This window comes from Hymenobacter translucens (genome assembly GCF_020685205.1).
Classification (GTDB): domain Bacteria; phylum Bacteroidota; class Bacteroidia; order Cytophagales; family Hymenobacteraceae; genus Hymenobacter; species Hymenobacter translucens.
Genome location: NZ_JAJERB010000008.1, coordinates 201014 through 214587, shown reverse-complemented (window position 1 = coordinate 214587; position 13574 = coordinate 201014). Strand labels below are relative to the sequence as shown.

General features: G+C 61.6%; 12 protein-coding genes. 7 read left to right on the top strand and 5 right to left on the bottom strand.

Features of this window, described 5'->3' with window-relative positions:
- Positions 1-46: 46 nt before the first annotated feature.
- Positions 47-982 (bottom strand): alpha/beta hydrolase, encoded by a 936-nt coding sequence (locus LJY25_RS17310; protein ID WP_227609733.1) that lies wholly within the window; start codon positions 980-982, stop codon positions 47-49.
- Positions 979-1539, bottom strand: a complete 561-nt coding sequence (locus LJY25_RS17305) for a hypothetical protein (protein ID WP_227609731.1) — start codon at positions 1537-1539, stop codon at positions 979-981. Before LJY25_RS17305 ends, LJY25_RS17310 begins: the two co-directional genes overlap by 4 nt.
- A gap of 290 nt (positions 1540-1829) precedes the next feature.
- On the opposite strand from LJY25_RS17305, the gene LJY25_RS17300 reads away from it, so the two are divergent.
- From LJY25_RS17300 to LJY25_RS17275, 6 genes are all read left to right on the top strand, one after another.
- Positions 1830-2423 (top strand): class I SAM-dependent methyltransferase, encoded by a 594-nt coding sequence (locus tag LJY25_RS17300; protein ID WP_227609729.1) that lies wholly within the window; start codon positions 1830-1832, stop codon positions 2421-2423.
- A 158-nt stretch (positions 2424-2581) separates the two neighbouring features.
- On the top strand, positions 2582-4081 hold the full coding sequence (locus tag LJY25_RS17295; protein WP_227609728.1) for an NCS1 family nucleobase:cation symporter-1: 1500 nt from the start codon (positions 2582-2584) through the stop codon (positions 4079-4081).
- A gap of 319 nt (positions 4082-4400) precedes the next feature.
- The gene (locus tag LJY25_RS17290; RefSeq protein WP_227609727.1) at positions 4401-4670 is read left to right on the top strand and encodes a hypothetical protein; all 270 of its coding nucleotides are present in this window, start codon (positions 4401-4403) and stop codon (positions 4668-4670) included.
- A 33-nt stretch (positions 4671-4703) separates the two neighbouring features.
- Positions 4704-5009 (top strand): hypothetical protein, encoded by a 306-nt coding sequence (locus LJY25_RS17285; RefSeq protein WP_227609726.1) that lies wholly within the window; start codon positions 4704-4706, stop codon positions 5007-5009.
- Between the two features lie 196 nt (positions 5010-5205).
- On the top strand, positions 5206-6018 hold the full coding sequence (locus LJY25_RS17280; protein ID WP_227609725.1) for an alpha/beta fold hydrolase: 813 nt from the start codon (positions 5206-5208) through the stop codon (positions 6016-6018).
- Positions 6011-7189: a sensor histidine kinase gene (locus LJY25_RS17275; RefSeq protein WP_227609724.1), complete on the top strand. Its 1179-nt coding sequence runs from the start codon at positions 6011-6013 to the stop codon at positions 7187-7189. The genes LJY25_RS17280 and LJY25_RS17275 overlap by 8 nt, the downstream gene beginning before the upstream one ends.
- Positions 7190-7243: 54 nt before the next feature.
- Here LJY25_RS17275 and LJY25_RS17270 read toward each other — a convergent pair whose 3' ends face one another.
- The 3 genes from LJY25_RS17270 to LJY25_RS17260 all read right to left on the bottom strand — a co-directional run bounded on the left by LJY25_RS17270 (position 7244) and on the right by LJY25_RS17260 (position 9418).
- Entirely contained in the window at positions 7244-7837 is a 594-nt protein-coding gene (locus tag LJY25_RS17270; protein ID WP_227609723.1) for a DUF1989 domain-containing protein, read from the bottom strand.
- Positions 7806-8498 (bottom strand): guanitoxin biosynthesis heme-dependent pre-guanitoxin N-hydroxylase GntA, encoded by a 693-nt coding sequence (gene gntA, locus LJY25_RS17265; RefSeq protein WP_227609722.1) that lies wholly within the window; start codon positions 8496-8498, stop codon positions 7806-7808. The genes LJY25_RS17270 and gntA overlap by 32 nt, the downstream gene beginning before the upstream one ends.
- 404 nt (positions 8499-8902) lie before the next feature.
- Positions 8903-9418, bottom strand: a complete 516-nt coding sequence (locus LJY25_RS17260) for a hypothetical protein (RefSeq protein ID WP_227609721.1) — start codon at positions 9416-9418, stop codon at positions 8903-8905.
- A 518-nt stretch (positions 9419-9936) separates the two neighbouring features.
- Here LJY25_RS17260 and LJY25_RS17255 point away from each other — a divergent pair.
- A complete protein-coding gene (locus tag LJY25_RS17255; protein ID WP_227609720.1) occupies positions 9937-13569 on the top strand; it encodes an RHS repeat protein in 3633 nt (1210 codons plus the stop codon).
- The last annotated feature ends 5 nt before the right edge of the window (positions 13570-13574 follow it).

Below are 13574 nucleotides of genomic sequence, written 5' to 3'. Positions count from 1 at the left end.
ATGGAGCTTACTGATTCGTTGGTGGAGCTTCAGCCCGCAGCGGCGGTTACCGGGTAAGGCGCAGGGCTATATCCTCAAAGGCCAGGCGCTGGTTTTCCCGGTCCTGGGCAGTAACGGGGGTAGGGCGCAGGTCGAGGCGGGTGAAAACGTGCAGGTCGGAGTTGACCATGCTTACGTCCACAGCTTTGTCGTCGCTTGTGCGTACGCCCTTGTGAATCAGCACCGCGCTGACCGGGTCGGCGGTAGGATCCGACGTGGATTTGTAGACCTTCAGCTGGGTGCCGGCCGGTAGGCGGAAGCCCCGCTGCAGGTCTTTGCGCACGATGTTGACCACGGTGCGCAGCTCCCTCAGGGTTTCGTAGGGCCGGTAATGGTACCAGTACTTGTCTTCGGCGGCGGTGTTATCAGCTTCCACGTAGCCGAGCAGCGGGCCCACCACGCCCACCAAGGTCAGCAGCTTATCCGAAGGCACTACGTTGGGGTCAACGAGCAGCACCTGCCGGGGCTTCTGGTGGCTGTTGAAATACCCGCTGGCCAGCATTTCCAGAATAACGGTACAGCCCGTGGAAGAGCCGACCAGACTGATATTGCGGTAGCCGGCGCGCTCCAGGGCCTGGTATTCGTCTATCACCGAAGCCTGCCAGTCGCGCCAGGAGGCGTCTTTGAACGCCTCGTAGCTGCGGCCGTGCCCACCCATCAGCACCTGCGAAACGGCGAAATCGGTGCGGCCGCCGGCCCACTGCCGGAACTCACTCCACTCAAACGTCGAGGCGCTGTAGCCGTGCACCGCAATCAGCACCGGACGCTGGGCCTCGGCGGGCGTCGGCTGGGGGGTGGCCCGCGACACCAGGTATTTTTCGGGCTGGTACAGGGAAGCGTCAAAAAGCAAACCTCCATCCAGGGTATCCGGGCTTAGCTCGGGCTGTTTCTCACAGGCCACCAGAGTCAGGCACAGCAGAAAGAGAAAAGCGGGCTTTTTCATGGTGCGGCGGGCTTTAGAAGAGCGTACGTGAGGCTGAGCTGGTAGAAAAGCGGAAACAGGGTGCCGGGACTGTCGGACCCGTCGCCGGTAATCAGGTTGTAGCCCACCGAAGCGCCGGCATTGATTCGGTACCTGGTGGGCACCAGCAAACCCAGCTCCGTCGAGAGCAGGGGCGAGGAAGAAGTCAGATCCTTGAAAATGTCGGACTCGTAGTCGGCCCGGAACCAGCCGGCATTCAGCCGCACGAAAGGCTGCACCGTGCGCTCCACCCGGAACAGATAAGCTCCGGACACAAACACGTTGTCCTGCTTGATGGCATTCGAGCCGATGGCCGAGCCCAGCCGGCTGCTGACGTGGGTCAGCCCTACCTGCAGCCGGCTCTTCAGCAGTCGGGGGCTGCGGTACTGCACCGTCAGGCCGTTTTCGTAGTAGAGGTTCAGGGTTTTCTGGAACCGCAAACCGGCGTCCAGCGCAGCGCCCTGGCCCCGGGCAGGGCTCGTCAGCAGCCCCAGCGGCAGCAGGCCCCAGAGGAGAGTTGCGGATGCAGGTCGTTTCAAACGCATAGGCTGCGGTCGGTCAGAAATAACGACACCAGTCCGGATCCGCCCTGGACCCGTGCAGAAGCCGTGGTTCGGGCTCAGCTACGGGTGTGCTGGTGTCAGGGAAACGAAAGTAATTATATTTTTTCAGGTTTAGAGTGAAGTCCTGGGGCAGCGCGGCGGGTGTTCTGGTTCTGCTGTTCACCCGGTTCAGGCACCGGCAGCCGGGGTCGGTAACCACAATTGTGAATCCGATGCCCGGGGCAGCCGTACACCCACGCACTACCTGACCCTGCCCGCGCCTTTTTATGCTGCCTTCGTTTGTTGAAGAGTTTTTCCGCGACCCGTCCACCGTCGGCTCCCTGATTCCCAGCTCCCGGGACCTGACCGAGAAAGTTGTGGAGCCGATTGATTTCGGGCGCGCCGCCTGCATCGTCGAATACGGGCCGGGCACGGGCGTTTTCACCGATGAGCTCATCAAGCGGCGCCGGGCCGAAACGGCGCTGGTGCTGCTGGAAGTAAATCCGCGGTTCTGCCAGGAGCTGCGGGAGCGGTATTCCGGCCAGCCCAACGTGCACGTTATCGAAGACTCGGCCGACAAAACCGGGGACCACCTGCAGCGGCTCGGCCTTGCCAAAGCCGACTACGTGGTGTGCGGGCTGCCGTTTACGTCCCTGTCGCCCCGGCTGGGCTGGCGCATCCTGGAGCATACCCGCCACATCCTGCTGCCCGATGGCCAGCTGATTTTGTTTCAGTACACCCTGCAGAATACCCGGCTGTTCGAGAAGTTCTTCCGCCCGCTAAGCCAGGACCACGTGCTGCTGAACCTGCCGCCGGCCTACGTGCTCGTCTACGCACCCAACCCCGAGCCCGCAGCAGCCGAAGACGCTCCGACGGAGTAGGCAGGCCTGCATTGCCGGTTCCGTGTCGGGCGGATTGGCAGATAGCGTGCCGCGGGGGCAGACGCCGACGCTGGCCGGGAGCGGCCGGAAAATCAGACGGTTGCGAAATACCTGGGTAAACTGCTTTATTTACAGTTCAACCCTTGCCGCGCCTGCTCATGACCCCAACTTCTACCACTGCTGCCGAACCGCTGATGGCCGAACCCCTGAGCAATGGCCTGCTAAGTGAGGACCTGGCGCCTATTCCGGCCGGGGCCCGCACCTGGACCACCGCCAACTACGCGGCGCTCTGGATCAGCATGAGCTTGTGCATCCCGACCTACATGCTGGCGTCGTCGCTGATTGAGGGCGGCATGAACTGGTGGCAGGCCCTGCTCACCATTCTGCTGGGCAACACCGTGGTGCTGGTGCCCATGCTGCTCAACGGCCACGCCGGGGCCAAGTATGGCATTCCGTTTCCGGTGTTTGCCCGGGCCTCGTTCGGGGTGCGCGGCGCCAACGTGCCGGCGCTGCTGCGGGCCGTCATTGCCTGCGGCTGGTTCGGGATTCAGACCTGGATCGGGGGCTTTGCGCTCTACCAGATGGCGGTGCTGTGGTTGCCGGGGCTGGCGACGCTGCCGGCCGTGTTTCCGGCGTCGTGGGGACTGGCTACCGGCCCGGCGCTGGTGTTCTTTCTGTTCTGGCTGATCAACATGTACGTGGTGTACCTGGGCGTCGATAGCATCAAGAAGCTGCTCGTGTTCAAGGCCTTTTTTCTGCCCATTGCGGCGGTGGCCCTGCTGGTCTGGGCAATTTCAGCCGGCAACGGCCTCGGCCCGATTCTGGCCCGGCCCGCCAAGTTCGCGTCCTCGGCCGAGTTCTGGGCGTACTTCTTCCCGGCCCTCACCGGCATGGTGGGCTTCTGGGCCACGCTCTCGCTCAACATTCCCGACTTCACCCGCTACGCCATCAGCCAGCGGGCCCAGATCGTGGGGCAGGCCCTGGCGCTGCCCACGTCGATGACGCTGTTCTCGTTTGTGGGCGTGGTCGTCACGTCCGCGACGTTCCTGATTTACGGGGAAACCATCTGGGACCCGGTCGTGCTGGCCGGGCGCTTCGACAGCAAGCTGCTGGTGAGCATTGCCATGCTGGCCGTAGCTCTGTCGACGCTGGCGACGAACATTGCCGCCAACATCGTGAGCCCCGCCAACGACTTCGCCAATTTCGCCCCTTCCCGGATCAGCTTTACCACCGGAGGCTACATCACCGGCATTATTGGCCTGCTGACCTTTCCCTGGAAGCTGATTGCCGACCCTTCGGGCTTTATCTTCACCTGGCTGGTGGGCTACTCGGCTTTGCTCGGCCCCATCGGGGGCATCATGATTGCCGACTACTACCTGCTCCGCCACCAGGAGCTCGACGTGCCCGACCTGTACCGCTACGAGGGACGCTACCGGTACAGCAACGGCATCAACTGGCCGGCCATGGTGGCGCTGGTCGTCGGGATTCTGCCCAACATTCCCGGCTTTCTGCAGGCGGTGGGCGCAGTGCCGGCCGGCACGGTATGGCCCTGGCTGGCGGGCGTCTACAACTACGCCTGGTTTGTGGGCTTCCTGCTCTCGGGTGCGCTCTACGTCGTGCTGATGCGGCAGCCGGCCCGGGAAGCGGTAGCAGCCTGAAACAAGTAAGCTGAGCTATAACGGGCCCGGGGCGTTGGGGCGGCATGGGTGACCACCACCCGCCCGTCCGCAAGCTTCAGCGCCTGACCCTGTACCTGCTGGCCGGCCTGGCCGTGCTGGCAGCGCAGCTGTGTTAATAGCCGGTGCGGCGGGCCGGCCGGTTAGGATGCTGACCGGGGAATGACGAACTTGACGGTTCCGGCAGTAGCCGGTACCTGACCTGATGGCCGCGGTGTCTGCTGCGGCCGGTTGTGGCCCGGCTCCGGACCTGCTTACCGACCGGCCTTTTGGCCGGGCGCCCTTTTTCGGGACCCCACCTATGTCTTCTTCCTACCAGCCCTCGGCCGAGCTTCTGCAGGCCTTTGGCTTTACCCGGTTTTCGTCGCCGCCCCGGCAGGCACGCTTTAGCCGGCCCAGCGCCTGCGGGCAGGAAACCATCGTACTCTACGACGACGACGAACTGACTTTGCTCGAAGCCGTGGAAGGGCAGCTGCTGTACTGCTTTCAGGGGCGCGTGGCATCCGAAGCCGAGTTCCGGGTGCTGCTGCGGCAGGTCAACTGGCCGGCCGAAGTCGTGCCGGCGGTTTAGCTACTCGTGTACAATCCTTATTTCCTGAAACCCATGAACGAAGACCTGCAACGGAGTCTGGCCGCTAATGCACAACAGTGGCTGGCGCTTTCCCAGACTATCTCAACGGCAGAAAAGGTGTCGTTCGCTAAAATCCACGATGGCCTTTTTGCCACCTACGGCTCCAACTTCATGTCGCACGTGTACCGCACGGCGTTTGAGCAGATGCTGCAGAATACGCCCCATGCCGAGCGCAACAAGCTGCTCTCGGCGGTGCAGGCCGCTATCGACGAGGCGGTGGAAAAACACTTCTACACGGTTCCCACCGAGGCCCAGTGCCAGGCCTGCCACTCCCGGTAGGCAGTCCGTGTGCCCGGTCGCCGGCTGCCCGCAGTGCAGCGTAACCGGGTGCTGCTGCCGTTAAGGCCGGTGCCCTGGTCGTCAGGCTGCGGCCCCGGCCGGTAAGCCCGACCTTCGATAACCGGCAAAACCGCCGGGCGCTTCCGGCCGTTCCTTTACTTTGTAGCTTAGTCGTAGCAGACTTAAGTCGTGTACTATGGATGTTCTGAAGCGCAACAACGTCACCGTAACCGGGGCCGGAACCCAGGCAATGCTATTCGTGCACGGCTTCGGCTGCGACCAGCACATGTGGCGGCTGGTGGCGCCCGCCTTTGAAGACCGCTACCGGGTAGTGCTCCTCGACCTGGTAGGGGCGGGGCAGTCGGACCTGACGGCCTACGACCCGGACCGCTACAACTCGCTCTCGGCCCATGCCGACGACATCCTGGAAGTGCTGGCGGCCCTGGACCTGCCCGACGTGGTGCTGGTGGGTCATTCGGTAAGCGCGATGATCGGGGTGCTGGCCGCGGCCCGGGCGCCCGACCGCATTGCCCGGCTGGTGCTGGTGGCTCCTTCGCCCCGCTACCTGAACGATACGGATTATAACGGCGGCTTCGAGCAGGCCGACATCGAAGAGCTGTTGCAGGCCATGGACAGCAACTACCTGGGCTGGTCGGCCAGTATTACGCCCGTTATCATGGGCCACCTGGACCAGCCCGAGCTGGCGGCCGAGCTGAACAACAGCTTTTGCCGCACCGACCCCACCATTGCCCGGCACTTCGCACGCGTCACCTTCCTGTCCGACAACCGGGCCGACCTGGCCCGGGTACGCACCCCGGCGCTGATCCTGCAGTGCGCCCACGACGCGCTGGCCCCGCTGGCAGTGGGCACCTACCTGCGGCAGCACCTGGCCGACAGCGAGCTGGTGGTGCTGGATACGTCGGGGCACTGCCCCCACCTGAGCGCGCCCCAGGCTACAATTGCGGCCATGAACACCTTTTTAAGCCCGGTACCCCAGGAGCATGCGTGAGGCCGAAGAAGAGCAGTACCCGGAGCTGGACCTACGCCTCACCGCCGAGAACGTGGAGGAGCTGTACGAGTACGCGCCCTGCGGCTACTGCTCCTGCCTGCCCGATGGGACGCTCGTTAAGCTGAATCAGACCCTGCTGGGCTGGCTGCACTATACCCGCACCGAGCTGGTGGCCCACCGCACCTTTCAGGAGCTGCTGAGCATTGGCGGGCGGCTGCACTACGAAACCTACTGTGCCCCGCTGCTGCTGCTGCAGGGCGAGGTCCGGGAAATCAGCTACCAGCTGCGGCGCCGCGACGGCAGCCGGCTGTCGGTGCTGCTGAACGCGCAGCTGCTGCGCGACCCGCTGGGCAACCCGCTGCTCGTGCGCATTACGCTGTTCGACATCACCGAGCGCCAGAAGTACGAGCAGGAGCTGCTGCGGGCCAAAAGCCAGGCCGAGGAGCAGGGCCGGCAGCTGGCGCGGGCCAACGAGCAGCTCATCGCCAAAAACGAGCAGCTCACCCGCATCAACCAGGACCTGGACAACTTCGTGTACACCGCCTCGCACGACCTCAAGCAGCCGATCAACAACATGGCCGGCATCTTCGAGGAGCTGATGCGCACGGCGTCCTTTACCGACCCCGAGGCCCCGGGCATGGTTTCGATGTTCAACGATGCGCTGCGGCAGATGCTAAGTACCATCGAGGATCTGACCGTCGTGGTGCAGCTTCAGCGGGAGCAGGAGCATACGACGGTAGAGTTGATTGAGCTGCAGCCGTTCACCGAAGAGCTGATCCGCAGCCTGCCCGCCCGCACGGACGCCCGCTTTACCCTGGACTTCGCGGCAGTGCCGCGCCTGCACTTTCCCCGCCCGGGCCTGCAGAGCATCCTGTACAACCTGCTTAGCAACGGGCTAAAGTATGCCCACCCCGACCGGCCGCCCCACCTTTGGGTCAGCACGGCCCTGGTTGATGGGGCACCGGTGCTGAGCGTGCGCGACAACGGCCGGGGCATCGACCTGCAGCGGCACGGGCAGGAGCTGTTTCAGCTGTTCCGCCGGTTTCACTCCGACGTCCCGGGCTCGGGAGTCGGCCTCTACCTCGTGCAGCGCCTGGTGCACCAGGCCGGGGGGCGCATCGAGGTGGAAAGCCAGGTAGGCGAGGGCACCACCTTCCGGCTGTATCTGTAGTTTAGTTGTCGGTTGTTAGTTGTCAGTATCGTTCTAACAACTAACAACTAACAACTAAGCCCCAATCACCTGATACCCGATGGGCTTGAAGGCGTAGTTGTTTGACATCTCCGCCGAGCAGGCCGTCATGCCGACAATCAGGTCCATTTTGGCTTCCAGCACCACGTAGTCGCCGGCCCGGCTCTTGGGCGGGAGCACGCCCACCTTGCCGGTTTCGCCGTCCACCGTCACGTGCATAAAGATGTTGAAGCAGATTGGAATCGTGTCGGGGCTGATGCCGTACTCCGCCAGCACTTCGCTCAGGTTGCCGAAGCAGCCCCGGTGTGGGTGCTGGTGCCCGTAGATGATGCGGAACGTGTCGGCGCTGCAGGGCGTGAGCAGAAAGTCGTGCCGGCCCACGGTGTCCTCGACCAGCTCGAACATCACGGTGCTGCGGTTGGAGTAGAAGGGGTGGCCCGTGGTGAGAAAGATAGTTTCGGCATAGTCGATGGTGCGGCCCGACGACAAGACTTCGGCGGTGTCGGCCAGGCTGTAGCACACAAAGTCCGAGACCTGCTCGCCCTCGATGTCGACTACCTTGAGGCGCTGGCCCTGGCGCAGGATAAAGGCGGCACCGCTACGCGGCGGAATGATGGTCAGCTGATCCATGTTGGCTTAAGAAGGGGCATTTCCAGGCATTGTCGTACACCTTGCCGGTGTACTGGTACACTTCCGACGACTGGCCGAAATCCTGGAGCATGGGGTTGATGGAGCCCGAGTAGGCGATGTCGCGGGTGCGGATCGTGTCGCGCAGGTGGTCGTAGCGCCCGTTGGCCCGGATCTGCTCGAACTGGGCGTGGGCGTTGAACACCAGCGTCGGGTGCCCGAACTGCCGGGCCGGGCGGGAGCTGCCCGGGTGCAGGCCCACCACGAAAAACGCCTCTTCCTTGAGGCTGAAGCTGAAGTCGGGAGACCCGGGATCCGCTACTACCCGCGGGTCGTAGCCGTAGCGCCGGGCGTCGAGGTTGGAGAGGGCCTGCAGGCGCTGCCAGAACAGCTCCTCGAACATCGCCTCCGACGGGTTTTCGGGGCCCCGGAAGATGACGGCGGCACTGTGGTAGAGCTTGTCAGACTGCCGGTAGGAGTCCACGAACCCGTAGAGAAAATCGAGAATGGCGAGGTCGTCCTTGGGGCAGGCCATATGCTCGACCTCGAGGGTGTGGAGCTGTTGCCAGGTCAGGGCCGTCTTGGCGGCCACGCAGGGGAATTCCTTTTTATTTATAAAAGAAAGAAACTCCTCGCTATATATAGAAGATTGTTGGTCAGGCATGTGCGTAGGCAGGGCGGAAGGCAGGAACAGAAAAAAGTTACATCCCTTGTTCAGCTTTACGCAACTGTCGAGCCTTGGTTTATACCGGCCGGCCCAGCCGCCCCCGCATTGGCCCTCTGCAGCCCGTCCGGCCCGGAGATAAACCGCCGGTCGGCGCTGCCCAACTCCCTAGGTCAGCATTACTTACGGCTTGTTTAACCTATTGGCCGAAAACTTTACACAAAAATTTAAAAAAAGCTCCTACCGTTCAGCTTCAGGAAAGCTGCTGCGCGAACAGCCCGGGTCGGGCCTCCGGGAAGTGGGCACGACTGATTTACCCGCCGTCAACCGACCGGGCGCAGCAACAGGAAAATGTTCTGGAGGAAAGCCGAAAAGGTGGCCAGGCTATTCCGGCCGAAGCGGGCTTAGGCGCTGGGGTAGGAGCCAGGGGCTTTGCGCTCGGCGAGGCGCTGCTCGGTCAGGGCGTTGCTGGTAACGGTGACGGTGGCAAAGCCCTGGGGCACCTCGGTGTAGCGCAGCGTGACCTGCTGGCCTTCCCACTGCTCGCTTTTCACCTGGGGCAGGCGCTGGCTCGGGCCGTAGTCGCTGACGAGCAGGTCGTGGATGCCGCGGCAGTTCACGTCGCCCATCACGCGCACCTCGATCGAGCAGAGCTTGTCCTTATAAAATCCGTAGCTGATGCCGGTGACCTTGTAGGCGCCCATGCGCAGGTTTTCGCGCGTGTTGATGTAGTACGTGGTCTGGGTGCTGGCGTCGCTGCGCTCAGGTGTCAGATACCGAAAGCTGCGAATATCAGAACCCAGCTTGGCCGTCCGGAAGCCGTTGCGCTGGTCCAGCACCCGGAGCGCCGGGCTCTTCTTGGCAGCAGCAACGGGAGTGGCTAAAGCCAGCAGCAGGGCGAGGGCGGCGACGTTCTTCATAGGGCAGGGGGGTGAGTACCAGCCCCTAAGTTTACGGAAAAAACAGCTAGGAATCCTACGAAGGCGAGCCGGAAGAATATTCGCAGCCTCCGATAATCCTGGTGCGGGAGCCCGGAAACGCCCTATTAAAAGGTCTATGGTATCTTATCTGGACGATGCCAGCCAGCCCATTGGTTTAGTTTATCGGTGGTGCAACTGGTGCGAAACGGGGGTAGTTATCGGAAAACTGCTAATTGTTATCAGCTATCCGATAAAGTGCTATCGGCACTTGCATTCGCCCGGTCACTCTTCTTACACTTGACTCACTAACCCGCCGCCTCTGCGCCGCGTGGTGTTTGTCCGCCCCTGCCTGCTCCCTGTTGCTTCCGTGAGTTACCCCAGCGTCTGGCTGGTGGCTTCAGGCAGTGCCCGCTAGTTTCTGGTCGCCCGTTCTGGTGCCGCAGCTCTAGTTCGGCCCCTACCGCAAGTCGAATAGGCCGGCCTGTGAACCCTATTGACCATCCTAAAAACTATAGTCTATGAAGCACCTTATACTCTTCGCCCTATTTCTATTGGTAGCTGCCCCTGAGGTCAAAAGCCAGAACCCAACCTTTCCCAAAGATATTTCGCTTGTGCCGCCTTCCCCGGAAGCGTCCAGTCTGGCCCGCTACGCCGCGGTACCCGTCAATCTATACACCGGGGCTCCGCAGATCAGCGTTCCGCTGACTGAGCTGCGGCAGGGTCCGCTCACCGTGGGTTTGTCGCTGAGCTATAATGCTACTGGTCACCGGGTCGAGGATGTAGCCAGCTGGGTAGGGCTGGGCTGGACGCTTAATGGGGGCGGCGTGGTAACCCGCGTCGTGCGGGGGCGCCCCGACGATATGCCGCCGCAGCCTGGAGGCAGCATCAACTTCTTTTCCCTGACGCAGCAGGTAAACTATAACCGGCTGACTGATTTTTCCGTGGGATCTAACTACGCCTACTGGTCCACTTTATACGGCATTTCGCAAGGATGCACCGACGGGGAGCCCGACATCTATTACTTCAACTTCAACGGCTATTCCGGACAGTTTTGCTTTGACTGGAATCGAAACATTGTCGTCAGCTCCAGCAAGGATGTAAAGATCGAGCCGGTATTTGCCGGAACGCCGTTTGCCAGCGTTATCAACAGCTGGAAGATCACCGATGGGCAGGGCTCTGTCTACCGGTTTCAGGACGCAGAAACCACCACGCAGCACACCAAGCACGATGGGTTTAAAAACTGTACCTCACGGTCCGGGCTGCAATTTAAATCAGCCTGGTTTCTAACCTCGGTAACGGACGTAAACCAGGAGCATAGTATCTATTTCGAGTACGACAGCTATCAGATCAAATACGGCCAGCGGACGTCGGAATCAATCCAGCACTCCATTGCCAATTGCCCGACACCTACCGACGGCCAGCTTGATTGGTCGATCAGCGAGCTGGAGTTTGATGGCCTCCGGCTTCACCGCATCCGAAATTCCGGCAGCACGGCTAGTATCGTAATCCGACCCGACTCCGTGCGCAGCGACACGCTGGGGCTGACGGGCCGGGGAAACTACAACATCCGGAGCCTGGGCAGCGTGAGCCTGCTCAACAGCAGCGGCACGGAGGTGAAGTCGTTTATCTTCTCCTATTTTCCGGATAACCCCACGGGGCGCCTGACGCTGAAAAGCATCCGGCAGGGCCGGCTGAGCGGCTTGCAGGTGCCATACTATGATTTTCGCTACAACACGGCCGTGGCCTTGCCCGCTGATGTGCGCTCCCGGGCCCAGGACCACTGGGGTTACTTTAATGGGGCTACCGGCAACACCAGCCTGATTCCGGGGTGTGAGCTGGCACTGCTAGGTAACCGCCGCTTCCTGATCCGGGCCGGAGCCGACCGGGAAGTACATCCCCAATACGCGCAGGCCGGGCTGTTGACGGAAATCATCCATGCTACCGGCGGTAAGACGGCCTTTGAGTACGAGTCCAACGACTATGGCTACGTGAATGCGAGGGAGCTAAGCACCTTTAGCTACTATGAAACGCAGGACGTGATGGTGGATCTGGGAGTAAACTGCGGCGACACGACTTTGGCCCTGGGAACTTGCCGGGCCAGTACGCGGCAGTTCACTATTGCCCCGAACCCGGCCTGCCCGGCTTATCAACCCTATGACCCCACCTGCGGCATCACGGTCAAAGTAGACTACAGCGTCTTTACCTGCTGCGCCGTGACATCTGGGCAAAAGCCATACGCCCGAATCCGCGATGCGGATGGGAATCTAGTGTTCAACTCAGGTACCGCCCAGGCCGGGGAACAGCCCCGTGACAGCTCGCACGTTACGAAGCTGATGCCGGGCACCTATACCCTGGAAGTCTTTGCCTGCAATCCTGCCGATTATCAACCCACGAGCGGCGCTTCCGGCTGCGACCGGGCCTATATCCGGGTCGAGTACGCGGATTTTACAAATCGGCCGATTCTCAAGAAGCTGACGGGTGGGATTCGTATCCGCTCCATCCGGGATTATACCGGTCCTCGGGATGCTCGCCCTATTGTCCGGACCTTTTCCTATGCTCTGCCGGAAGCGCAGGAAAAGTCGACGGGCGTAATCTACGATGAGCCTTTCTATGCTTATCACACTTATTATGCATCTCAGTTGGGAGGCACTCCGGGCTTTGTTAACTGCATCTACTGGCTGCGGCTGGCCCGCAGTCGCACCGCCCTCGGCTCCACCCAGGGCAGCCACATTGGCTACCGGGAAGTGCGGGTCACCAATATGGTGGACAATGCTCCCTATAGTCAAACCTGTCACCGGTTTTCTTCGCCTTACGACTACCCTGATCGAATCGTAGACGACCTTCCTTTTCCGCCGCCAACCTCCAACTCCTTTAAGACAGGGTTGCTGCAGGAGCAGGTAGAGAACCGGCGGGAGAATGGGCAGTGGCTGCCGGTAAAAAGCACCCGGACCAGCTATGAATTTTTCGCCCAGGATGTGCCGGGCTTGGTCGTGGCCTTTCCTATGGGGGTTACAACGGGCGTGCCGGCGGACCCCATTGTATTTCTTAAGGAAATCTATTTCAATCGCTTAGGCTTCGCCCAGCCGTCACACGTGCGGGAGTACCGGTACAGTACCCGGGATACGTCGTCTTTCGTGCAGGAAAAGCGTTTTTTCTATAGTCCGACCGGCCGGCAGCTGGGGTTGGAGCAGCACGATTTGTCGCCTACACTGCGTCGGACCACCGAATACTATTATCCCTTCTCCGACCCTGTGCGCCCGGCGGTTCAGGCCATGGCCGGCCCCCTGCATATGCTGTCGGTTCCAATCGAAACCATAACCAGCATCTATGAGGGCCTGACCAGAAAGGTGACAGGTGTCGAGTATACCGACTTCGCCTATGCGAACAACAAGCTGCGTCTGCGGGCGAAGATGCAACTCCCGCTGACGCAGCCGGTTACGGATTATGGCATACGGCCCACCGTTGCCGGCATCGACCCGCGCATGGAGGAAACCATGCTTGTCGACGCTTATGACAAAGAAGGCAATGCAGTAGAGCTTCACCAGCCTCACAACCAGCCCATCGCCCGGCTGTGGGGGCCGGGCCAGGCTCTGCTGGCCGAGGCCCAGAACGCGCACTACGACCAAGTGGCGGCCAGCAGCTTCGAGAAAGGCGGCTTCACCGGGCGTTGGAAATATGACACCACCGCGGCAGGTCGCAGCCCGGGCGGGCACACCGGGGCCTGGGCCTACCGGCTGGGCAGCGGCGTGTGGCGTGACTCAATTCCGGCCGGTGTGTACCGGCTAAGTCTGTGGGCCACTGAAGTGCCACGGGTGACCTGGAACAATCAGCCGGTGACGCCCCTGGTGGTGGCTACTCCCGTGCGCGACGAGCGGAGCTTTGTGCTTTATCAGTTTGTCGTCACCAGCACCACAGTTTCCGACCTAAACATCAGCGGTGCAGACGGGCTGATCGATGAGCTTCGCCTTCATCCGGAGGATGCCCGCCTAACTACGCTGACCTACCTGCCATTGGTCGGTATCCTGTCCAAAACCGACCCTAGCAACCGCACCACACGCTACGAATATGATGCGCTGGGCCGGCTTCTGCTGATCCGGGATGAGCAAGGCAGGATCTTGAAAGGCCAGGAATACCACTATGCCCGTCCCTGAGGATG

Bases quoted from the DNA above. Each gene is read 5' to 3' on its own strand.
- LJY25_RS17310 (WP_227609733.1), bottom strand. From the start codon at position 982: ATGAAAAAGCCCGCTTTTCTCTTTCTGCTGTGCCTGACTCTGGTGGCC.
- LJY25_RS17300 (WP_227609729.1), top strand. From the start codon at position 1,830: ATGCTGCCTTCGTTTGTTGAAGAGTTTTTCCGCGACCCGTCCACCGTC.
- LJY25_RS17295 (WP_227609728.1), top strand. From the start codon at position 2,582: ATGACCCCAACTTCTACCACTGCTGCCGAACCGCTGATGGCCGAACCC.
- LJY25_RS17290 (WP_227609727.1), top strand. From the start codon at position 4,401: ATGTCTTCTTCCTACCAGCCCTCGGCCGAGCTTCTGCAGGCCTTTGGC.
- LJY25_RS17285 (WP_227609726.1), top strand. From the start codon at position 4,704: ATGAACGAAGACCTGCAACGGAGTCTGGCCGCTAATGCACAACAGTGG.
- LJY25_RS17280 (WP_227609725.1), top strand. From the start codon at position 5,206: ATGGATGTTCTGAAGCGCAACAACGTCACCGTAACCGGGGCCGGAACC.
- LJY25_RS17275 (WP_227609724.1), top strand. From the start codon at position 6,011: ATGCGTGAGGCCGAAGAAGAGCAGTACCCGGAGCTGGACCTACGCCTC.
- LJY25_RS17270 (WP_227609723.1), bottom strand. From the start codon at position 7,837: ATGGATCAGCTGACCATCATTCCGCCGCGTAGCGGTGCCGCCTTTATC.
- gntA (WP_227609722.1), bottom strand. From the start codon at position 8,498: ATGCCTGACCAACAATCTTCTATATATAGCGAGGAGTTTCTTTCTTTT.
- LJY25_RS17260 (WP_227609721.1), bottom strand. From the start codon at position 9,418: ATGAAGAACGTCGCCGCCCTCGCCCTGCTGCTGGCTTTAGCCACTCCC.
- LJY25_RS17255 (WP_227609720.1), top strand. From the start codon at position 9,937: ATGAAGCACCTTATACTCTTCGCCCTATTTCTATTGGTAGCTGCCCCT.